The following is a 22,517-nucleotide window of genomic DNA, read 5'->3' as shown; positions in this document are numbered from 1 at the left end:
AATTAACGGTTATTCTTCCCTGATGGGGGTTGACCATAATGGCCGTAAATTATCGTTTGGAACGGACGGCCGAGCTACTGCGCGCTTTCAACATATCGATATTTTCAAGCGCTCTGCCTGTACCGATCGCTACACAATCCAGTGGATTCTCAGCTACGATAACCGGCATGCCTGTTTCACCTGCAAGCAGCTTGTCCAGGTTACGCAGCAACGCGCCGCCACCTGTCAATACGATACCACGATCCATAATGTCGGCTGCCAGTTCTGGCGGACATTTTTCCAGTGTAACTTTGACCGCTTCTACGATGGCAGTAACGGTGTCAGACAGCGCTTCTGCAATTTCGTCAGAGGTAATAGTCAACGTTTTCGGCAGACCGCTTACGAGGTCACGACCGCGAATTTCAAGTGTTTCCACTTTTTCAAATGGAGTGGCAGAACCAATATCCATTTTGAGTTGCTCGGATGTACGCTCACCGATCATCAGATTGTACTGACGTTTGATGTACTGGATGATTGCTTCATCCATCTCATCACCTGCTACACGTACAGAGCGGCTTGTTACAATACCACCGAGGGAGATGACCGCGACTTCGGTTGTACCACCACCGATATCTACGACCATACTACCTGTCGGTTCCCATACTGGCAAATCTGCACCGATTGCTGCTGCAAACGGCTCTTCGATCGTATACGCTTCACGCGCACCTGCTTGCTTCGTTGCGTCTTCTACTGCACGCTGCTCGACAGCAGTAATACCGGAAGGCACACAAACCATCACGTATGGATGTTGTGGGAACATCGAACGCTGCTTTTGAGCTTGACGGATGAAGTACTTGATCATCGTCGCTGTTGTATCAAAGTCAGCGATAACGCCGTCTTTCATCGGACGGATCGCACGGATATTACCAGGTGTGCGTCCGATCATTTTTTTGGCAGATTCACCAACCGCTTCAATCGTATTCGTATCGGTACGAATGGCTACGACAGAAGGCTCCCTCACGATAATTCCTTTTCCTTTTGCATAAACGAGTGTATTCGCGGTTCCGAGGTCAATCCCCAGATATTTTGTAAAGCTCCCAAACATAACTTTTAACTCCCTTTCCTCTGAATCTCGACTATTATATTACATTAGGCCCTGTTCCTTCAAACTTACGAATCTGGTGTCCCCGATCACGAGATGATCCAGCACTTCAATACCGATCAATTGTCCAGCTTCCACTAGCCTGCGCGTCAACGCTACATCCTCCGGACTTGGCGTGGGATCACCGCTTGGATGATTATGCGCACAAATCACCGACGCGCTGCTGCATTTGATTGCAGCACGAAACACTTCACGCGGATGAACAATCGATGCATTTAAGCTGCCCATCGATAACGTTTCCTGGGAAATAATATGATTCTTCGTATTGAGAAATAGGCATACAAAATGTTCTTTTTGCAAGTAACGCATCTGTTCCATCAGAAAATCTGCCGCATCCTTCGGCGAGCGCACGATCCGTGCTTCTTCGCGTCCAGTACGTGCAATCCGTCTTCCCAACTCAATACCAGCCTTGATTTGAATCGCTTTGGCGGTGCCAATGCCACGAATGGTTGTCAGCTCTTCGATGCTCATATCGACCAGTTGACGTATACTACCTACCTGCTGCAAAATACGTGCAGCGAGATGAACAGCAGACTCGTCCCTTGTACCGGTTCGAAGCAAAATCGCCAGCAATTCGGCATGACTCAGCGATTCCTCCCCATAACTCATCATCCGCTCACGCGGACGATCTTCAAGGGGAATATCGCGCAAAAGATATTGTGGCGACTCCATGCACGTTCCTCTTCTCTATCAGGAATTAAGCTTCAAGCACCGATACGCCAAACTCCTCCAGCATATCGCTTAATACGGGCACTGGCAATCCGACGACAGTGAAATAACAGCCTTCGATCCGCTCGACTAGCGTAGAACCTAATCCTTGAATAGCATACGATCCCGCTTTATCGGCAGGTTCTCCACTACGCACGTAAGCTTGAATCCGCTGTGGCGTAAGGGACTTCATATGTACGGCAGTTCGACTGTACTCGGTACGTGTATGTCCAGTAGTAGCGTCTACACAGGCAATCCCTGTATACACATGGTGTGTCCGACCTTGAAGCTTCGTTAGCATGTCTTCGGAGTCCACTTCATTCACCGGCTTACCAAAAATACGCCCATCCAGCACGACAATTGTATCGCTGCCAATAATTAGCGCGTCCCGCCATTGCGCAGCCGCTTGTTCCCGCACTGCTTCTGCCTTACGCACGGCAAGTTCGGTTACGACCTGCTCGGGCGACCACTCTGCTGGGACGGATTCGTCAGCATCACTTGGCAACACCTCAAACTCCAATTGCAAAGAGGCCATCAATTCCTTTCTCCTCGGAGACGCGGACGCCAGTACAATCGTGCGACGTAAATGTGGTCTGCTCATAAGAAAGGCCCTCTCCTTTTACCATGTCAGTAAGTTATTCAAGCATTCAGGCTTCATCTGATCCTAAAGCTTACGATACAGCCAGATCGAGGCGATGACGCCAAGCAGACTGAGCAAACTCATTTTCAAATGAAGATCAATAGTGTAACGAATAATGTTCAAATTCGCACTGGGAGACCAATCAATCGTTGTCGATTTGGTCAAAAAAGAGATCATCTTTACGGGTTCCAGCAATGTAGATACCCATGTGCCCAGCAGCCAGCCAAGCAACAAAAATAAAATCAGTGTTCCTGCATTCTTTTTCATACGAGGATTCCCCTGCCTTTAATTTGACACCACATTATTATACGTTGATTCCAGCGGCAATACAAACAAAAAAGAAAGCTGATGCTTATATGGTCGTACACATTGAAAAAGACTGCCAGACGACAGTCTTTTTCGCATATCCGTTTCGATTGTGCAAGGATCACCTTATCGATTCGCTTGGAATCAGTCGGTAACTTCTGTTGATTGTAACTGTTCAGCGAGTGCTTTAGCAACTTTCCAAATATCGCCTGCACCCATCGTAATGATCAGATCGCCTGCATTCATGCGCGAAGACAGTTCATCAATGACCGTTTGCTTGTCTGCCACATAGGTTACATTTTCATTGCTATGCTTGCGAATCAAATCGACGAGCACCGATGAATTCACGCCCTCGATCTGCTTTTCACCCGCTGGCGCGTAAATATCAGTAATGATCACTTCATCCGCTTCGCTAAATGCACGACTGAATTCATCGAGCAGGAAATACGTGCGTGAATAGCGCTGCGGTTGAAAAATCGCAATGATGCGCTTGCCTGTTGCACGTGCTGCTTGTAGCGTTACTTCGATTTCAGTCGGATGGTGTGCATAATCGTCCACGATCAAAATATCGCGTGCTTCGCCCATCACTTGGAAGCGTCGCTTCGCCCCCTGAAAACGTACAATCGCTGCCGCTGCTTCGGTAAAAGATAGCCCTGTTTGCAAACACGCAATGATCGTTGCCATCGCATTGTACACATTGTGAATACCTGGCACAGACAGATGCACCGTACCCAGTTGTTCGCCATGAACATTCATCATAAACGAAATACGACGATCGCCCGGCTCGATCTCGGTTGCGGTATAATCGGCTGTTTCTTCCACACCAAAAGTGATTGTATCGCCTTCGATATTCGGCAACAGCTCACGGATATTTTCATCATCGGCATTGACGATCGCTTTACCACCCGGCTGTAGCTGACTCAAAAATTGCACGTATGCCGCTTTAATATTGGCAAAATCCCCGTCATAGTTTTCCAGATGATCCGCTTCGATATTCGTGACAACTGCAATTGCCGGATGATATTGCAGGAATGTGCCATCACTTTCATCCGCTTCGGCAACTACATAGTCGCTTTTGCCTGCTTTGGCATTCGTACCGAGATTCACGATCTCGCCGCCAATAATATAGGTCGGATCGGTTGCGCATTCTTCCAGCACTAATGCGATCATGGAAGACGTTGTTGTTTTGCCATGTGCGCCTGCAACAGCGACACCTTTGCGTTCATTCAGCAAACGTGCCAGCATTTCCGAGCGATGCAGCACGGGAATGTTCAATTTACGTGCTTCGACCAGCTCCACATCGTCCTGCGCTACGGCGGAGGAATACACGAGCAGGTCTGCGCCATGCACCATCTCTGGCGAATGCCCGATATGCACTGCTGCTCCTTGCTGCTGTAGCTTTTGCGCCAGTGCGCTCATCGCTACATCGGAGCCGGTAACTTTATATCCCATTTCCAGTAGCACCTTGGCGATCGCACTCATGCCGTATCCACCAATACCGATAAAATGTATATGTTGTGTTTTATTCATCCTGTCTCACCAGCCCTTTTCAGAATCGGTTTGATGCAAAAGAGTCGCTCTTACATCTGAAATTAAATACAGCGTTCCGGTAACGACCCCTAGATCTTCCCGTTCTGTCTGCGACTGTAGCAGCTTAATCGCCTGCTTCCAGTCGGGTTCTACTGTAATTTGTACATCGGTTCGGCCCATATTTGCTGCCAGGCGGCGCACGAGCACTGCCAGTTGTTCAGCAGACATTTTACGCCGGAAATCCGGCTCCGTCAAAATAATGCTGTCTGCAATGGACAGCAGCTGGCGGAATACCGGTTCATGCTGTTTATTTTCAAGCATTCCCGCCAGGAAATGCAATTTGGTATACGTATACGTCTGCGGAATGCTCTTCACAAGCGATGCCGCACCTTCCGGATTATGTGCACCGTCCAGCACGATATGCGGCTCCGTTAGCACCGTCTCCAATCGACCTGCCCAGAATGCATGCCGAAAACCTTGCAGTAATGGTTCATCATCAAGTACAAATGCCATATACTGACGCAACACTTCCAGTGTCATCATCGCCAGTCCAGCGTTCGCACATTGATGCTCACCCTGCATACCGATTTCCAGCTCCAGTTCACGGAAAATCCCTTCAAAATGCAAACGTTGACTGTGCTCGTCACCGGATAAGCGAGTCGCACGATAATCACGATTTGCCAAATACATACGGCTACGGCATTGATCAGCACGTTCCGCTAGCACTGCAACTACTTCCGGCTGGTCTACGCTCGTAACGACTGGAACACCCGGCTTAATAATGCCAGCCTTTTCCGAGGCGATCTGTTCCAGTGTATCTCCAAGAATGTCGGTATGATCATAGCCCACATTCGTAATAACGGATACGACCGGATTCACGATATTGGTCACATCCATCCGTCCGCCCAGACCTGTTTCCCATATGACGACATCGGGATAACACACTTCGGCATAATACAAAATGGCCAGTGCCGTTGCTACCTCAAACATCGTTGGTGAGCCAAGCTCGGTTGCTGCGATCTCCTCTACAAATGGCTTCAAACGATTGGACAGTTGAAGCAGTGTGCCTTCCTCAATATCCTGTCCGTTGTACTGAAAGCGATTCGTAAACTTCGTAATATACGGTGAAGTGAATGTACCTACATCGTATCCGCAAGAGAGTAACGCACTTGTAAGAAAAGCGCAAGTGCTGCCTTTGCCATTCGTACCTGCGACATGGACAAACTTCAATCGACGATGTGGATGACCGAGCAGCTCCATGAGCCGCTCGATCCGTTCCAATCCCGGTCTGATCCCAAATGGAATCAAGCCGTTAATCCATTCTAATGCCTCATCATACGTATGTAGAGGGGCAATTGGCCCCTCCGCAGAATCATATGTCATCGTTATCACCCTTAACCTTTCAGTTCGGCAATACGGGCAAGAACCTTGTCACGTTTGTCGGAATAGTCAGCCTGTTTGGCACGTTCTTCCTCAATCACTTTAGCTGGGGCTTTGGATACGAAGCCTTGATTAGACAGCTTCTTCTCCACGCGCTCCACTTCGCTGTTCAGCGTAGCGACTTCTTTTTCCAGGCGGGCGATTTCCTGGCTAATATCCAGCAGACCTGCCAGTGGCAAGTATAGCTCTACGCCCGTTACAACCGCAGACATCGCTTTATCCGGTGCTGCAATATCGAGTCCTGCTGCATATTCGGATGTGTTACAGAAGCGACGCATATAGTGTTCGTTTGAAGATATAATATCCAGAATGCGCTGATCGCCTGCTTTTACGAGCAGTTCGATCTTTTTGCTCATCGGTACGTTCACTTCGGCACGGATGTTACGAACCGAGCGAATGATCTCGATCAGCAGCGTCATTTCTTCCTCAGCCGCCTTATTTTCGAGTGTTGGGTCGAATGTTGGCCATGCTGCCAGTGTGATCGTATTGCCTTCATGTGGCAGATGCTGCCAGATTTCTTCCGAGATAAACGGCATGAATGGATGGATCATACGCATCGTGCGATCCAGTACATATGCGAGTACAGATTGCGTCGTTTTCTTCGCTGCTGCATCTTCGCCATACAGCGACAGCTTGGCAATCTCGATATACCAGTCACACAGATCATCCCAGATAAAGTTATACAGCAAACGTCCGGTTTCGCCAAACTCATACGAATCGATCAGACGCGTAATATCGCGTGCTGTCTCATTCAACCGATGCAAAATCCAGCGATCCGCTGTGCTCAAATTGCCAGACAGATCGATATCTTCAAACGTAAAGCCTTCCATGTTCATCAAGGCAAAGCGGGAGGCATTCCAAATTTTATTCGCAAAGTTGCGGGACTGTTCTACACGTTCCCAGCGGAAACGTAAATCCTGTCCTGGCGTGCTGCCTGTGGAGATCATATAACGCATCGCATCGGCACCATATTGCTCGATGACATCGAGTGGGTCAACACCGTTGCCGAGCGACTTGGACATTTTCTGACCGTCGGCTGCGCGAACGAGACCGTGCATCAATACGTCTTTGAACGGGATTTGATCGGTAAACTCCAATCCGGTAAAGATCATACGCGCCACCCAGAAGTAGATGATGTCATAACCGGTTACGAGCAGATCGGTCGGATAATAGCGTTTCAGATCTTCCGTTTGATCCGGCCAGCCGAGTGTAGAGAACGGCCATAGTGCAGAGCTGAACCATGTATCCAGTACGTCATCATCCTGACGCAGCGTTTTGCCTGCATGCTCTGGCAAACCGGTTGGGTCTTCAGACGATACGATAATTTCACCTGTTTCTTCACAGTACCATGCCGGGATACGATGTCCCCACCAGAGCTGACGGGAAATACACCAATCGCGTACATTTTCGATCCAGTTCAGGTACGTTTTCTCGAACCGATCCGGTACGAAGTTCGTGCCATTGCCGCTGCGTTGTGCTTCGATCGCTTTGTCTGCCAGTGGTTTCATTTTAACGAACCATTGTGTGGACAGGTACGGCTCAACTACTGCGCCTGTGCGCTCGCTATGACCTACTTGATGCAGATGGTCTTCGATTTTGATCAGTACGCCTGCTTCTTGCAAATCTTTGACGAGTTGCTTACGTGCATCGCTGCGATCCATGCCCTGATATTTGTCAGCATTTTCGTTCATGATGCCACCTTCGTCCATTACAACGATCTGTGGCAGATCATGACGTTGACCCATTTCAAAGTCATTTGGATCATGAGCAGGGGTAATTTTTACCGCACCGCTACCAAATTCGCGATCTACATAATCGTCGGCAATTACCGGAATTTCGCGGCCTGTAATCGGTAGTACGAGCATTTTGCCGATCATAGCGCTATAACGCTCATCTTTCGGATGAACCGCAACCGCTGTATCGCCCAGCATCGTTTCTGGACGAGTTGTTGCTACGATAATTGAGCCACTGCCGTCCTGGAGCGGATATTCCAGATGGTACAGATGACCATTTACTTCTTTGTATTCCACTTCAATGTCAGACAGCGCTGTACGTGCTTGCGGGTCCCAATTGATGATGCGTTTACCGCGATAGATTAGTCCTTTTTCATACAAGGTTACGAATACGTGGCGAACCGCTTTGGACAAACCTTCATCAAGTGTAAAACGTTCACGAGAGTAATCCAGCGAGAAGCCCATTTTCGCCCATTGCTCATGGATCGTTTCAGCGTATTTATCTTTCCATTCCCATACTTTTTCGAGGAATTTTTCGCGTCCCAGATCATGGCGTGTGATGCCTTCAGCACGCAGATTTTGTTCGACTTTCGTCTGTGTTGCAATCCCAGCGTGGTCAGAGCCTGGCAGCCAGAGTGCATCATAGCCTTGCATGCGTTTTGTACGAATCATAATATCTTGCAGTGTAAAATCAAGCGCATGACCGATATGCAGCATACCGGTTACGTTTGGTGGTGGAATCACAATGGTATATGGTGTTGCGTCCGGGCGTTGACCCGCTTTGAAAAACTCATTTTCCATCCAGTAATCGTACCATTTGCGCTCAGCCGATTTGGGTTCATACGTCGTTGGCATTGCAGTTGTTGCCGTATTGTTCGTCTCTGTCATGCAAATCCCTCCATCAAGTTTCATTCATTATCATGTGAACAAGCATGCGCCGATACCCTTTTGGCGCATAAAATAAAAAAAGCCCTTCGTCTCAAAGGACGAAAGGCATTGCTCTCGTGGTACCACCTTTGTTTCGTTACCTGCTGAAGGGCGATGCAGTCATAGCGTGATCCAGCTGGATCGCTATGTGCGTGGTAACGACACTCGAAGGCAGATAACGGCTGCTACCGGTTTATTCTAGTTCCGTCTGCTGCCAGCCGATTGACTATGCAGGAACAAGGACGGTGTTCAAATAAACGACTTCCGGGCGACTTCGACGTCTCGTATCCTGCGGAACCTTTCAGCGCAGCAGTCCCACTCTCTAGAGGCCGATAACATCTACTATTCCCGTTCATAGTCTGTACGATTGATCAAGCTGTATGGTGCAATAATTTCACTCAACATCATAACTTGGTCACCGTGGAAAGTCAATATAAAGCTGACATAGGTGAGTATAACAGCACAGAACATAGTCAAGTGGTTTGTTTCTTTAATTAATTCTCACCAGAAACTACATGCCTAGATGAACACAGTAGATTTAGCCACTTTCCTCTACAGTAGCTTCAACACCGTTGCTGCTTTTTCCAGATCAGCAGGCCACGGATCGTTGATGCTTAATTGTTCGCCTGTCCACGGGTGGATAAAGCCGAGTTGTTCGCCGTGTAGTGCCTGACGTGGAAGCAAATTCGATTTGCCGCCATACAGAGTGTCGCCGATCAGTGGATGTCCGACATGGCTCATATGGACTCGGATCTGGTGTGTGCGTCCGGTTTCCAGCTCTAAGCGAACCAGACTGGCGGTTGGCGTTGTACGCACGCATTCGACATGAGTAATCGCTGATTGTCCACCCGGTGAGACGCGGCGGCGTTGTTTGTGATGGCGATCTTTACCGATCGGTTCGTTGATGACTTTAAGGCGTTCATTCACTTTACCATGCACAAGCGCGATATAACGGCGATGGATCGATTTATTGCGCATCTGTTCATCGAGCAAATAAAGGGCAAGTTCATTTTTAGCATATAATACAGGGCCGGTCGTATCTTCATCCAGTCGATGGACATGGCGCACGGCACAGTGTTGATCTGTCCGTTCGTAATAGGCAGCTACAGCATTGGCGAGCGTAACCGTGGCATCGTTCGCATCGGAAGGATGCACATTCATACCGGCTGGTTTGTGGACTACGAGCACGTGATCATCCTCGTACAGAACTTTAGGATTGTAGCTATAGTCGGGCCGGAAACCATATTCGGTATTAGGAAATACGCGCAAACGAATATGATCGCCTTGTAGCTGAATCTCGCCGCGTGATTGCCATAATCCAATCATTTTGGCTGGAAAAGCTTCGCTCTTCAGCCACTCCATCATCCGTACATGTCGTCCTTCTGGCTGTTCGAGATCAAGACTGCGATCGGGTGTAATTTCCAACCACTCTCCGCGGCGTATCGCATGCTCGGTCGGTATCCATCGCTCTGGACGAACAGCCGGATTGATTGTATCGGAACGCCGAGAAGAGGCAGTGTCTGTCACTGCCTCTTGCTGCGGTATATGTCCATCTACGGATGAAGCTGCTGGTTGCACCGGTTTATTTTGATCTGCATCCGTCATATTCATTTCCCTCCATTACAGCGACTTCATCACTTCACGATGAGCTGCGATAGTTGCGTCGATATCTTCGTCACTGTGTACAGCCGACACGAACATACCTTCAAATGGTGATGGAGCTACGCTAATGCCATGATTCAGCATGCCACCGAAATAACTTTTGAAGCGTTCCATGTCACTTAACTTGGCGGTATCGTAATTTGTTACCGGGCCTTCGGTCAGGAATGGGCATACCATCGAACCGACACGGTTGATCGTCAGTGGAATGCCCGCTTCCTGTGCATTCTGTTCAAAACCAGCTTGCAGACGTGCCGCAGCCGTTTCCAGACGATCATATACTTCTGGAGTGAGCAGGCTCAGCGTCGTAAAACCAGCGACCATCGCCAGCGGATTACCGCTCAGCGTACCTGCCTGATAAATCGGGCCTGTTGGTGCGATCTGCTCCATAATTTCACGTTTACCACCGTATGCGCCGACTGGCAAGCCACCGCCGATGACTTTGCCGAGACAGGTCAGATCCGGCGTTACACCATAGCGGCCCTGTGCACAGTTCATATGTACACGGAAGCCGGTCATCACCTCATCGAAAATAAGCAGGGCGCCATATTGTGAAGTCACGTCACGCAGTCCTTGCAAAAATCCTTCCTGCGGCGGTACAACACCCATATTACCGGCCACCGGTTCAACGATAATACAGGAAATGTCTTCACCGAAGCGTTCAAATGCCAGCTTCACTGCTTCCAGATCGTTGTAAGGAACTGTGATCGTGTTCGATGCAATCGATTCCGGTACACCCGGGCTATCCGGCAATCCCAGCGTGGCTACACCAGAGCCGGCTTTGATCAGCAAACTATCGCCATGTCCATGATACGAACCTTCAAATTTCAAAATTTTGTTGCGTTTCGTATAGCCACGTGCCAGGCGAATCGCACTCATCGTTGCTTCGGTACCGGAGTTTACCATCCGTACAATATCAATCGATGGTACGCGTTCTACAACAAGCTTTGCCATCTCCGTCTCAATCTTCGTTGGTGCACCAAAGCTTGTTCCGCGTGCGGCGGTTTCTTGTAGCGCCTGCACGACTTTTGGATGCGCATGTCCCATAATGAGCGGTCCCCACGAACCGACATAATCGATAAACGAATTGCCATCAATATCGTACAGCCGCGAGCCTTCGCCACGTTCAGCATAGACTGGAGTCAAACCGACTGTTTTAAATGCACGTACCGGGCTATTTACACCACCGGGAATATATTGTTTGGCTTCCTCAAATGCTTCGCGCGAACGCTCATCACGGCGTACAGATTTCATTTGATTCATTGCACAAGCACCTCCATCACATAGTTATCATTCGTTTGGCAGATTACAAGCTGCGCTCATCTTTACCTTTACCCGATTCCTGTCACTTCTGCACAGTACATCGAGATGGACTCAGACCCATTCCTCACGCAACCAGCGTACTACATCTTTGGAAAAGTAGGTGATGATCATATCTGCACCGGCGCGTTTCAAGCCGAGCATCATTTCAGTTACGATACCGCGTTCGTTAATCCAGCCTTGCTGTGCCGCCGCTTTGACCATCGCATATTCACCGCTCACATTGTAAGCAACGAGTGGCAGGTCGAAATGATCACGTACGACACGCAGTACGTCCATATAAGCGAGAGCAGGCTTCACCATCAACATATCTGCCCCTTGCTGTACGTCGCTCTCTGCTTCACGCAGTGCTTCACGCACATTAGCCGGGTCCATTTGATACGATTTGCGATCACCAAATTGTGGTGCAGATTGTGCAGCTTCACGGAATGGGCCATAGAAAGCAGAGGCATATTTGACCGCATACGACATAATCGGAATATCCTGGAAGCCCGCTTCATCAAGCGCTTCACGAATGACCTGTACAAAACCGTCCATCATGTTAGACGGTGCGATAATGTCAGCACCCGCTTGAGCTTGAGAAACCGCTGTTTGAGCGAGCAATACGAGCGATTCATCGTTATCCACATCCGCATGGATATGGCCGTCATGCTCATGAGTGTGGACGACGCCACAATGTCCATGATCTGTAAATTCACACAGACATGTATCTGCGATCACAACCAGTTCAGGATAATTTTGCTTAATCATACGAATCGCTTGCTGCACGATCCCTTGATCGGAATACGCACCTGTACCGACGCTATCTTTCGCTTCCGCTTCAGGTACGCCAAATACCATCACAGATGGAATGCCCAGGCTCACGATCTCATCGATTTCCTCACTCAGACGATCCAGCGAGAAATTGAACACACCTGGCATCGAAGAAATTTCCAGTTTCACATCTGTTCCGTAGGTAACGAATACAGGCTGGATAAAATCATTTTTGTGCAATTGCGTTTCTCTAACCATTCCGCGAATAGCAGGGGTTTTACGTAAACGGCGATGTCTTGCAAATGATTGACTCATAACTTTATTCCTCCATATTCATTCTATTTTTAGATGATCGATCACGAAAAAGAAGGCCGACCTGCTTATCGCTCTGGTCGGCATACGAGGATGTCGATCATCAACATCATTCCTGTTAGTTATAGGGTATACATTGGCTTGCTTAAACGTATCGCTATCCTGCATATCAAGCTAAATGACACCCATTATACTGACGGCAAGCTGCCTTTGTTCCAGCGGCATAACACATCGATCAAGCCATCAATGGTGGATGATTCAGCCAGTAAATCTACCTTTAGCCCCTGCTCTTGCGCGGTGTGCGCTGTCTGAGGGCCAATGCAGGCAATCGTGCTATAGGCAAGCGCAGCAGCCGGATCTTCAAAGCCCAGCTTACGCAAAGCGGTCAGCAGATTGATTACAGTAGACGAGCTGGTGAAAGTAACCGCATGAATCGCTTGCTCCTCCAGCAGTTTTTTCAGCTCCAGATCGTCTTCACCAACGAGCACTGTTTCATAGGTGTCGATCTCGGTGACAGCTAATCCCATCTCAGTTAGCGTCTGCGGTAACCAGGCGCGTGCTAGATCGCCGCGAGGCAATAGTACCTTTTGTCCAGCAAATAGCTCGCCTTCCAGCTGCTCCAGCAAACCTTCCGCATGAAATTTTTGCGGCAAAGCGGTTGCGACGATACCGTGACTGCGCAGCGCATCCCGTGTTGCTGGACCAACGGCAGCGATTCGAGCACGATGCAGTGCGCGAATATCCTGACCTTGCTCCTGCAAATGACGGAAGAAGTACTCTACCCCATTTACACTTGTGAAAAAGACCCAATCATATTGCTCCAGCTCACTTAACGTCTGCTTAATCTGCTGCAATGTCTCCGAAGCAGTAGGCATGACCATTTCGATGACTGGGTATTCGTAAGGCTCTCCGCCTAGCTCGTCGATTCGATCAACTAGCTCGCTCGCCTGACTGCGAGCACGGGTGACGAGAATTCGTTTACCGAATAACGGCAATTGCTCTGCCCAGTGCAGTCGCTCGCGCAAATTCACCACTTCACCAACGACAATGACAGCAGGTGGCTTGAAGTTGGCAGCTTCAACTTTGGCAGCGATATTCTGGAGTGTGCCGACAAGCGTCTCCTGTTCGGCACGCGTGCCCCAGCGTACAAGCGCTACCGGTGTATCTTCTGGACGACCGTAGCGAATAAGCTGCTCGCTAATATAGCCGATTTTGGCGACACCCATCATAAAGACGAGCGTACCGGTCGCATGCGTCACTTTGTCCCAGTGAATACTGTGATCCAGCTTATCCGGGCTTTCATGTCCGGTAATAATCGACACCGATGAAGCCCAATCCCGGTGCGTAACCGGAATGCCCGCATAAGCGGGCACCGCAATCGATGATGTGATGCCAGGTACGATCTCGTATGGAATATCGTGCTGTCGTAACAGCTCGGCTTCCTCTGCTACGCGTCCAAAGATCGTCGGGTCGCCACCTTTAAGCCGGACGACGATTTTACCTTGCAACGCCAGATCGACCAGCAGCTGGTTAATCTCCTCTTGCTTCATCGTATGACGATCCGGCAGCTTGCCGACATAAATCTTCTCCGCTCCCGGCTTCGCCTGCTTGAGCAAACGAGGACTTGCCAGACGGTCATAGACAATCGCGTCTGCCAGAGCGATACATTCCCAGCCACGCAGTGTAATGAGCTTCAATGCCCCTGGACCTGCGCCTACCAGATACACCTTGCCGGTCATTCCTTCATCCCCTAACTTCTGCCAGAATCTGATCCGCCCCACGACGTTTCAACTCATCAGCGACAGCCATTCCAAGCTGTACAGGATCATGGCCCTGCAACGTCTCCTTGAGTATCGTAGCTCCGTCCGGTGAGGCTACCATTCCCGTTAATTGTATAACGTTTTCGTCCTGACCGGAATGGGAAGGATGCAAACGAACCGCATAAGCACCGATCGGCACCTGACAGCCACCATTTAATTCAGCCAAAAAGGTACGCTCTGCCATAACTGTAGTGGCAGTTAGATCATCGTTATAAAGCGATAGCAAACCAAGTAGCTCCAGATCATCGCCACGGCATTCAATTCCGAGCGCGCCCTGACCGACAGCAGGCAAACAAATATCCGCTGGCAAATACGCACTAATCCGATCCGTCCAGCCCATCCGCTCTAATCCGGCTGCTGCTAGCATAATCGCGTCAAAGCCTTCCGTCTCCAGCTTACGCAGACGGGAATCGATATTGCCGCGAATCGACTGTACGTCCAGATCGGGGCGATACGCTTTAAGCTGACTGGCACGTCTTAGACTGCTTGTGCCTAATTTGGCACCTTGCGGCAAGTCATCCAGTCCATTTCCATCACGGGTAATAAGGCAATCGCGCGGGTCTACACGTTTCGGAATTGCACCGTTCACGAGTCCTTCTGGCAATTCGGACGGCATATCCTTCATACTATGCACCGCCATATCGATCTCGCCATCGATCAGCGCCTGTTCAATCTCTTTGACGAATAGACCTTTACCGCCGACTTTAGACAGCGTTACATCGAGAATACGGTCGCCCTTGGTTACGATCTTTTTAATTTCAAATTCGACTTCCAGCCCCTGACTAGCAGCGATCTGCTGTAGCGCATCGATCACATGTCCCGTCTGGGTCAGTGCAAGAGCGCTCTGTCGACTTCCTACGATAATTTTGCGCATGACGTTATCTCCCCCGATATTGTATGATCCATTGCTCGATTTGGTGTTCATCCCACCATACAAATTGCTTATGTCGGATTTGAGCCAGCACATCAAGTGCCGCCGCCTGTTCCAGTACATGTCTGCGCTCCTGGGGATCGTGTACCACCCGTTTAATGTGGTGACGCAGATAATACATAAACTCTATATACAGCTCATAATCCTCGTCAAAATAGTTCCCTAGCTCGCGTGCAACCCGGCGACTGATGATCGGCCCTGCACCCGAAGTCGATACCGAAGCAACGAGACGTCCACGGCGAATGACAGCTGGATTAATAAACGTTCCCAGCTCATGACGATCTGCCACATTGACCGGAATGCCGTATTGCTGTGCCTCTTTTGCTACCAACTGGTTCACATCCGGTCGTGAGGTAGCGGCATAGACAAGCAGATAGCGCTGCGGTTGATTCGATAAGTCAGCGACTGACTGTACATTCTCAGATGTGGTGGAAGTTGTGCCTGTATTTGAATGGGTGTCTGTATTTGAATGTATATCGATTCCATTGCTATACATCGCACTCAAACTAGCGCTCAGATCACCTGCTTCATACATACGCTGCAACCAGTGTAGCTCACCTTTGTCAGCGAGTTCCTTCACCGCAGCCGTCACTTCTGGACTGATAACGACGACAATCGCCTCGGCCTCCAGCATATGCATAATTTTACGTTCTGCTACTGTGCCGCCGCCCACAACCAGTACAGGACGGGCGCGACAATCCAGCATAATCGGCAAATACGGTACAGCTCTATTCATGTGCCCACCCACTGATGAAACGCTGACCAGGAGTTAGCGACAAAGTTCAAAATAAACACGATATAGCCAGCAATCGCCCAGCGTGCCATAATGACAGGCGAATAGCTACGCAGTCTACGTGTGGCAAAATAAGCAATATATACACACAATGCCAGCAGCGTGAACACTACTTTCAAATCCAGCAGCAATATATAACGCCCTTCTGAGAAAATGGACATGAGTGCTACGATCAGCGATACGATCAATAGCGGCGTACCGATCAGCATCGATGTGTACGTATACTTTTCCATACTTTCCAGACTGGGTAGTCTGCGAACGGTATTATCCCACTTTTTCCGTTTAAGCTTGCGGTGTAAAAATAAATACATCGCTGCAAAGACCGCCGATACCGTATAAAAAGCAAAGCTCAAATTGGCTAGTACGACATGCAAAATGAGCAATCCGTGTACGGTATCCCAGCCAGACGGCAATACGCCTTCGCCCGGCGAATGAAGCCGATTTTGCACCATCGCACAAAAGCCGATCACATTCAGTAGCAACACGGCATATTCCGTTTTAAGCACCTTTTCAATAAAAAAGGAAATCAAAATCAATATAAACGTCAGGAAAAAGAAAAAGTCATACGTTGAAAATAGCGGCAATGTGCGTTCATCAATCGTCCGAATCGTAATACTGACGGCTTGAATAGCACTTACCATAATAAGAAACCCTGTGCCGATCCGCTTCGCCCTCGGATTGCGACGAATGCAATCCGAGAAATAAAACAGAAGGCTCAGGGCGTATAGGTAGATAATGACATCATATAACAGGTTGAACAGTGTCAACACGAATCACCTGCCTACAGGGTTGCGGAAGCAAAGTAAGCCAGGCTTCCTTCAACAACCGGTGGATGGGAAGAAATAGGTGCACGTTTTGGCACTGCCTTAAGTTCCGCAGCTGGCTCTGATGCAGTCTCTACTTCATCTTCAAGCGCAAACATACGGGTGAAAAGTTCAAGTGTATCGGCGCCATTTTTCTCAGCCGCCATTTCTTTAATCCGGTTAATCGGATCATGATTCATCTGATTTACGATGCTTTTCGTTAGACGGCTAATCACTTTGCGCTGACGCTCGTCTAACTCAGGCAGCTTGTTGAACAAGCTTTCCAGCGTATCTTCGTGAATGCGAGCGCCACGTTCCTGTAACGCACGAATGACCGGCTTCACACCGAGTGTTTTCAGCCATTGCTGGAACACTTCGATCTCTTCGCGGATCATCCGCTCGATCTTGATCGCTTCGGCACGACGCATCGCCATATTGCTCTCCACGATCCCTTCCAGATCATCGATATCATACAGGAATACATTGGATACTTCAGCTACTGATGGATGAATATCACGCGGTACAGCGATATCGATCATAAACAGCGGACGAGATTTGCGCTGCTTCATACTGCTCTCGATCGTATCTTGCCCCAGCACATAACCTTGCGCTCCCGTTGAGCTGATCAAAATATCGACTTCATGCAGGCGCTGTAAGCCTTCTTCAATCGTACACGCGGTACCATCGAACTTGTGCGCCAGTTCCTGTGCGCGTCCGATCGTACGATTCGCTACGATGACTTCAGCTGCACCGTTCGCATACAGATGCTTCACGGTCAGCTCGCTCATTTTGCCCGCACCTAGAATCATAATCGTTTTATTATGAAAAGCACCAAAAATTCGCTTGCCCAGCTCAACAGCTGCATAGCTGATCGATACTGCGCTCTCGCCAATCATCGTCTCCGCATGAGCACGTTTGCCCAGCGTTACCGCTTGCTTGAACAGCATGTTGAACCATGTGCCAGTCGCCTTGTTCTCTTGCGCGAGCTGGAATGCACGCTTCACCTGACCCAAAATTTGAGTCTCGCCGATCACCATAGAATCCAGTCCACAGGTCACACGGAACAAATGTTCAATCGCCTGCTCATCTTCATATATATACAAATGCTGGGTAAATTCCTGACGGGAAATACCGAACCATTGCTCCATGAAATGACGAATGTAATGACCGCACATATGCAAACGATCTAAAACAACATAGATTTCTGTACGATTGCACGTTGCGACGATGGTGCCTTCCAATACACTTTGCGTGCTTTTAAGCTGCCGGAGAGCTTCCGGTAAATCCTCATCCGCAATGGCAAACCGTTCTCGTACCTCAATCGGTGCTGTGCGGTAGTTGAGTCCGACAACAACAATGTGCATTGCAAGTTCACCTACCTAGTCTAAAAATTGTAACTACATCTGCTCACGTTTTAACAATACGTTAATTATATCACATCAATTTGCCCAAATTCGGCGTTTTTATGAAATGTTTATGAAATCCAGATGCAGATTTCTAAAATGCCATCAGTTCGTCACACTCATCACATACGTACCCGAATATGACTTATTTGCTACTTATATCGGTTGAAAGGAGTCAAAAGAAAAGAGTGACTGCCGACAAAAAAGCATCCGTTTCGTCGATTGATGACGCGGTCAGATGCTTTTTTCTTATTTTAACATATTCATTTTGAAGGTAAAGCGTTTATGGGAAAACTTCACTTGATATTCAGAAACAGATAGGTTGGCAAGTTTAAGCGTTGGGGCAACTTACCTATAATAAAACAGCTTTATATTCGTATTCATATGTAGACGGTGTGATGACTACTTAGATGCTGAGGCAACCACCACTTCCGGTAAGGAATAAGGGAACGTCCTCAGATGGAGTAGGGGAATCTACGAATTAGGAATAAATGTAGATTCCCCTGCTCCAAAATCGTCCTTTTCCCTTATTTCCTTTCCTCCGTTCTGTGCGGATTGCAACATATTCATTCTTGCATAGTTGAATTAGCAGTATTATTTTTGAATACGCTATTTCTTTATCTATTCAACAACATTAGCCGCTAACTCACCTTAAAATTCAACTCAACATATCTTAGTTTTATAATGTATCTTTTATGACCATGTTATTACGAATATTTAAAATCTCAACTTGATCAACACCATAAAAATAAGCGGTCGAGGGAATAGTTCCCTGACCGCTTATTTTGAGATCATTCTGTTTAGGTTGAGGCAAGATCGCTTGCATAGAATTAAAGTTTCTTGCATTAGCAAAGTCTATCTTCTCCGCTTAATCTTGATAATCATACTACATAGTTAACACGCAGCTATACTATATGACTCGCTTATTGATCGGCAGGTTTGTCTGCTTTATCATTCAGCTCATCTTCGCTATCAGTGATTTCTTTACCTTCAACTACCTCTTCATCTGACTGGGCATCCTGCTCGTCTTCGTCCTCATCTTCCTCTTCATCATTACTAAATGCATGACGTTCGATGACTGCCCACAGTTCGTCTTTACCCAGACCGGTTTCAGAAGAGAACATGACGAAATCGTCTTCAGGCACGAAGCCGAGAGCTTGTTTAACAATTTTGACGTGTTTGGCCCATTTGCTGCGTGCAATTTTGTCGGCTTTAGTAGCTACGACGCAGATGTTACAGTCGTAATGTTTGAGCCAGTCGTACATTAGAATGTCATCTTTGGATGGTTCGTGACGCAGGTCGATAATGAGCAAGACGAGCTTGAGCGGTTCGCGCTCTAGCAAGTAACGCTCGATCATTTTGCCCCAAGCTTCGCGCTGGGTTTTGGATACTTTGGCGTAGCCATAACCTGGGAAGTCGACGAAGTACATCATCTCATTGATTTTATAGTAGTTTAAATGCTGTGTTTTACCCGGTGTCGCACTGGTACGCGCCAGATTTTTACGGTTGATCATCCGGTTGGTGAGCGAGGACTTGCCCACATTGGAGCGTCCTGCCAGCGCAATTTCCGGCAAGCCGTCTTCCGGATATTGATCCGGTTTGACGGCACTAATAATAAATTCTGCTTGATTAACTTTCATTCGATTCATTTCCTTCCTGTTCTACGTGGCGCGTTCCCAGCTAACAGCCGGGCTTCCACTAATGCAGTCCGCTTTTCTGAACTAGTGCATGTTCCAGCACCTGATCCATATGAGCAACCGGCACAAGGGTCAGTTCATCCTTGATACTTGCCGGAATATCTTTTAAATCACGTTCATTGTCCTGCGGCAGCAAAATTTTCTTGTACCCTGCACGGTGTGCCGCAAGCGTCTTTTCTTTGAGTCCGCCAATGGGCAACACACGACCTCGCAATGTGATTTCGCCTGTCATCGCCACTTCTTTTGATACATGGCGACCGGTCAAGGCGGAGATCAACGCCGTTGCAATCGTAATCCCAGCTGAGGGTCCATCCTTCGGAATAGCCCCTTCTGGAATATGGATGTGAATATCATTTTTCTCATGAAAATCAGTCGCGATGCCGAGTTCTTCAGCTTTGGAGCGTGTATAACTGAATGCCGCCTGTGCGGATTCCTTCATCACATCGCCCAGCTTACCAGTCAGCATTAGCTTGCCACTACCCGGTACGACCGTCACTTCGATCGTCAGCGTTTCACCGCCAACTTCAGTCCATGCCAGTCCGGTCACACTGCCGATCTGGTTTTCTTTTTCGATCAGACCGTAACGGAACTTCGGTGTGCCGAGGAAATCTTTCACATCATCTGGTGCGATCACCACTTTGTCTTTCTCTTCCGCAACGATAGCACGTGCCGCTTTACGGCATAGGGCAGCGATCTGTTGCTCCAGATTACGCACGCCTGATTCGCGTGTATATTCGCGGATCACTTTGAGCAGTGTATCCTCACCAAGCTCCAACTGTTCTTCAGTCAGACCATGCTCTTCGGTCTGCTTTGGTAACAAATATTGCTTCCCAATCTGTAGCTTCTCCAGCTCCGTATAGCCCGGAATATACAACATTTCCATCCGGTCGAGAAGTGGTCTTGGAATGCTCTGTACGCTATTGGCTGTCGTTACAAACATTACATTAGACAGATCGAACGGCACTTCCACAAAATGATCGCTAAATGTATTGTTTTGCTCTGGATCAAGCACTTCGAGCAGTGCAGCCGATGGATCGCCACGGAAGTCAGACGCCATTTTATCGATCTCATCGAGCAGAAATACCGGATTCATACTGCCTGCATTACGCATGCCTTGAATGATACGACCTGGCATCGCGCCTACATATGTGCGACGATGACCGCGAATTTCCGCTTCATCCCGTACCCCACCCAGCGAAATACGAACAAATTCGCGTCCGAGTGACTTCGCAATCGAGCGCGCCAGAGACGTTTTACCGACACCTGGAGGGCCAACGAGACAGAGAATTGGACCTTTGAGCTTTTTGACCAGCTTTTGCACAGCTAGATATTCCAGCACACGTTCCTTCGGCTTATCCAGACCATAATGATCCGCATTCAAAATATCCTCTGCATGCTTCAAATCAAGATCATCAGTCGTACGCTGATCCCACGGCAGACTGAGCAGCCAATCGAGATAGTTACGGATAATACCGCCTTCAGCTGAATTGGCAGGTGTCTTCTCCAGCCGATCGATCTCTTTCTCAATCTTCTCCAGCACCTTTTCCGGTACAGTCAGCTCGGCTAATTGCAGGCGCAGCTCTTCCGCTTCACCCGCACGTCCTTCCTTCTCGCCAAGCTCTTTCTGGATCGCTTTCATCTGCTCACGCAGGTAATATTCACGCTGCGTCTTCTCCATTTGCTTTTTCACACGCTGGTTAATTTTCCGTTCTAGCTCCAGCACTTCGCGCTCACTATGCAAAATATCAAGCAGACGCTCCAGTCGTGCACGCACATCAATCGCTTCTAAAATATGCTGTTTATCCTTGATCTTGATCACCAGATGACTTGTGATCACATCAGCCAGACGTCCAGGCTCTTCAATATCAGAAACGGCAGCCATCGTCTCAGGCGTTACCTTTTTCGACAGATTAATATAATGTTCAAACTCATTCAACACCGTTCGCATTAACGCAAACACTTCCGGGTCATTCGTCTCTACCTCGGATAGCTCACGTGCTTGAACTTCGTAGAACTCTTCATTTTCTATATATTCCAGCACCTCAGCTCGTTCCAAACCTTCGACCAGCACGCGAATCGTACCGTTTGGCAGCTTGAGCATCTGTCTGACTTTAGCTATTGTGCCTATTCTGAAAATCTCATCCTCGCTAGGTTCCTCAATATTCACTTCCGATTGAGAGCATAGCAGAATCAAATTATCATCTACCATCGCCTTTTCTAGGGCCTTCACGGATTTATCCCGCCCAACATCCAGATGAAGCACCATGCTTGGATAGACGAGCAGTCCTCTTAAAGGCAGCAAAGGAAAACGACGCGCCTTATTTTTATGTGGTCCCATCGCTTTCTTACCTCCTGTAATGTGCGTATCGTACTGCCTTGTATTGTGAGCGTGTACGCAAATCGATGTATTTGCGCACGCAGATAGCAAGATGCTCTTTTATCATCTGAGGAATAACCAATCTAAACTCAGACAATCTCATGAGTTTGCGTATACGCCCTAGTTTATCAAATATCACCTCGAAACACCAATCATTGGGGAAAAAGCGGCTCGAATTTACGTTCTATTTTCATAATGCATCCATACACTTGCACAAATCGATT

At 48.4% G+C, this 22,517-nt stretch carries 17 protein-coding genes and 1 other annotated feature; all 17 genes read right to left on the bottom strand.

All coding sequences use genetic code 11. From position 1 onward, the window contains the following. Positions 1-49: 49 nt before the first annotated feature. Positions 50-1,084: a rod shape-determining protein gene (locus AAHF22_RS13740; protein ID WP_347325585.1), complete on the bottom strand. Its 1,035-nt coding sequence runs from the start codon at positions 1,082-1,084 to the stop codon at positions 50-52. A gap of 39 nt (positions 1,085-1,123) precedes the next feature. After that, positions 1,124-1,813 carry a RadC family protein gene (radC, locus tag AAHF22_RS13735; RefSeq protein ID WP_347325584.1) on the bottom strand — a complete coding sequence of 230 codons (690 nt, stop codon included), beginning with the start codon at positions 1,811-1,813 and terminating at the stop codon, positions 1,124-1,126. A 25-nt stretch (positions 1,814-1,838) separates the two neighbouring features. After that, positions 1,839-2,450 (bottom strand): Maf family protein, encoded by a 612-nt coding sequence (locus AAHF22_RS13730; protein ID WP_347325583.1) that lies wholly within the window; start codon positions 2,448-2,450, stop codon positions 1,839-1,841. Between the two features lie 63 nt (positions 2,451-2,513). Next, entirely contained in the window at positions 2,514-2,756 is a 243-nt protein-coding gene (locus AAHF22_RS13725; protein WP_347325582.1) for a DUF4321 domain-containing protein, read from the bottom strand. A gap of 183 nt (positions 2,757-2,939) precedes the next feature. After that, complete coding sequence (murC, locus tag AAHF22_RS13720; RefSeq protein ID WP_347325581.1) at positions 2,940-4,325, bottom strand: UDP-N-acetylmuramate--L-alanine ligase; 1,386 nt, start codon at positions 4,323-4,325, stop codon at positions 2,940-2,942. A 6-nt stretch (positions 4,326-4,331) separates the two neighbouring features. After that, a complete protein-coding gene (locus AAHF22_RS13715; RefSeq protein ID WP_347325580.1) occupies positions 4,332-5,708 on the bottom strand; it encodes a bifunctional folylpolyglutamate synthase/dihydrofolate synthase in 1,377 nt (458 codons plus the stop codon). 11 nt (positions 5,709-5,719) lie between these two features. Further along, entirely contained in the window at positions 5,720-8,386 is a 2,667-nt protein-coding gene (locus AAHF22_RS13710; RefSeq protein WP_347325579.1) for a valine--tRNA ligase, read from the bottom strand. Between the two features lie 91 nt (positions 8,387-8,477). Then, positions 8,478-8,790, bottom strand: a binding site (T-box leader). Between the two features lie 187 nt (positions 8,791-8,977). After that, on the bottom strand, positions 8,978-10,030 hold the full coding sequence (locus AAHF22_RS13705; protein ID WP_347325578.1) for an RluA family pseudouridine synthase: 1,053 nt from the start codon (positions 10,028-10,030) through the stop codon (positions 8,978-8,980). Positions 10,031-10,045: 15 nt separating this feature from the next. Next, the gene (hemL, locus tag AAHF22_RS13700; RefSeq protein ID WP_347325577.1) at positions 10,046-11,347 is read right to left on the bottom strand and encodes a glutamate-1-semialdehyde 2,1-aminomutase; all 1,302 of its coding nucleotides are present in this window, start codon (positions 11,345-11,347) and stop codon (positions 10,046-10,048) included. 111 nt (positions 11,348-11,458) lie between these two features. Beyond that, on the bottom strand, positions 11,459-12,472 hold the full coding sequence (gene hemB / locus AAHF22_RS13695) for a porphobilinogen synthase (RefSeq protein ID WP_347325576.1): 1,014 nt from the start codon (positions 12,470-12,472) through the stop codon (positions 11,459-11,461). Positions 12,473-12,657: 185 nt separating this feature from the next. Next, the gene (cobA, locus tag AAHF22_RS13690; RefSeq protein WP_347325575.1) at positions 12,658-14,208 is read right to left on the bottom strand and encodes a uroporphyrinogen-III C-methyltransferase; all 1,551 of its coding nucleotides are present in this window, start codon (positions 14,206-14,208) and stop codon (positions 12,658-12,660) included. A 4-nt stretch (positions 14,209-14,212) separates the two neighbouring features. Further along, positions 14,213-15,163 carry a hydroxymethylbilane synthase gene (hemC, locus tag AAHF22_RS13685; RefSeq protein WP_347325574.1) on the bottom strand — a complete coding sequence of 317 codons (951 nt, stop codon included), beginning with the start codon at positions 15,161-15,163 and terminating at the stop codon, positions 14,213-14,215. 4 nt (positions 15,164-15,167) lie between these two features. Then, positions 15,168-15,956: a precorrin-2 dehydrogenase/sirohydrochlorin ferrochelatase family protein gene (locus AAHF22_RS13680; RefSeq protein WP_347325573.1), complete on the bottom strand. Its 789-nt coding sequence runs from the start codon at positions 15,954-15,956 to the stop codon at positions 15,168-15,170. After that, entirely contained in the window at positions 15,953-16,780 is an 828-nt protein-coding gene (gene ccsA, locus AAHF22_RS13675) for a cytochrome c biogenesis protein CcsA (protein WP_347325572.1), read from the bottom strand. Before ccsA ends, AAHF22_RS13680 begins: the two co-directional genes overlap by 4 nt. A 14-nt stretch (positions 16,781-16,794) precedes the next feature. Further along, positions 16,795-18,180 (bottom strand): glutamyl-tRNA reductase, encoded by a 1,386-nt coding sequence (gene hemA / locus AAHF22_RS13670; RefSeq protein WP_347325571.1) that lies wholly within the window; start codon positions 18,178-18,180, stop codon positions 16,795-16,797. Positions 18,181-19,142: 962 nt separating this feature from the next. Beyond that, positions 19,143-19,859 carry a ribosome biogenesis GTP-binding protein YihA/YsxC gene (yihA, locus tag AAHF22_RS13665; protein WP_347325570.1) on the bottom strand — a complete coding sequence of 239 codons (717 nt, stop codon included), beginning with the start codon at positions 19,857-19,859 and terminating at the stop codon, positions 19,143-19,145. Between the two features lie 58 nt (positions 19,860-19,917). Beyond that, the gene (lon, locus tag AAHF22_RS13660; protein WP_347325569.1) at positions 19,918-22,254 is read right to left on the bottom strand and encodes an endopeptidase La; all 2,337 of its coding nucleotides are present in this window, start codon (positions 22,252-22,254) and stop codon (positions 19,918-19,920) included. Between the last annotated feature and the right edge of the window lie 263 nt (positions 22,255-22,517).

It is taken from the genome of Paenibacillus wenxiniae (assembly GCF_039822605.1).
GTDB classification, from domain to species: Bacteria; Bacillota; Bacilli; order Paenibacillales; family Paenibacillaceae; genus Saccharibacillus; species Saccharibacillus wenxiniae.
This window is presented reverse-complemented; position numbering and strand designations above follow the sequence as displayed.

Bases quoted from the DNA above. Each gene is read 5' to 3' on its own strand.
- lon (WP_347325569.1), bottom strand. From the start codon at position 22,254: ATGGGACCACATAAAAATAAGGCGCGTCGTTTTCCTTTGCTGCCTTTA.
- AAHF22_RS13705 (WP_347325578.1), bottom strand. From the start codon at position 10,030: ATGACGGATGCAGATCAAAATAAACCGGTGCAACCAGCAGCTTCATCC.
- AAHF22_RS13740 (WP_347325585.1), bottom strand. From the start codon at position 1,084: ATGTTTGGGAGCTTTACAAAATATCTGGGGATTGACCTCGGAACCGCG.
- murC (WP_347325581.1), bottom strand. From the start codon at position 4,325: ATGAATAAAACACAACATATACATTTTATCGGTATTGGTGGATACGGC.
- hemB (WP_347325576.1), bottom strand. From the start codon at position 12,472: ATGAGTCAATCATTTGCAAGACATCGCCGTTTACGTAAAACCCCTGCT.
- hemA (WP_347325571.1), bottom strand. From the start codon at position 18,180: ATGCACATTGTTGTTGTCGGACTCAACTACCGCACAGCACCGATTGAG.
- AAHF22_RS13680 (WP_347325573.1), bottom strand. From the start codon at position 15,956: ATGAATAGAGCTGTACCGTATTTGCCGATTATGCTGGATTGTCGCGCC.
- AAHF22_RS13725 (WP_347325582.1), bottom strand. From the start codon at position 2,756: ATGAAAAAGAATGCAGGAACACTGATTTTATTTTTGTTGCTTGGCTGG.
- hemL (WP_347325577.1), bottom strand. From the start codon at position 11,347: ATGAATCAAATGAAATCTGTACGCCGTGATGAGCGTTCGCGCGAAGCA.
- AAHF22_RS13730 (WP_347325583.1), bottom strand. From the start codon at position 2,450: ATGAGCAGACCACATTTACGTCGCACGATTGTACTGGCGTCCGCGTCT.
- radC (WP_347325584.1), bottom strand. From the start codon at position 1,813: ATGGAGTCGCCACAATATCTTTTGCGCGATATTCCCCTTGAAGATCGT.
- yihA (WP_347325570.1), bottom strand. From the start codon at position 19,859: ATGAAAGTTAATCAAGCAGAATTTATTATTAGTGCCGTCAAACCGGAT.
- AAHF22_RS13715 (WP_347325580.1), bottom strand. From the start codon at position 5,708: ATGACATATGATTCTGCGGAGGGGCCAATTGCCCCTCTACATACGTAT.
- hemC (WP_347325574.1), bottom strand. From the start codon at position 15,163: ATGCGCAAAATTATCGTAGGAAGTCGACAGAGCGCTCTTGCACTGACC.
- AAHF22_RS13710 (WP_347325579.1), bottom strand. From the start codon at position 8,386: ATGACAGAGACGAACAATACGGCAACAACTGCAATGCCAACGACGTAT.
- cobA (WP_347325575.1), bottom strand. From the start codon at position 14,208: ATGACCGGCAAGGTGTATCTGGTAGGCGCAGGTCCAGGGGCATTGAAG.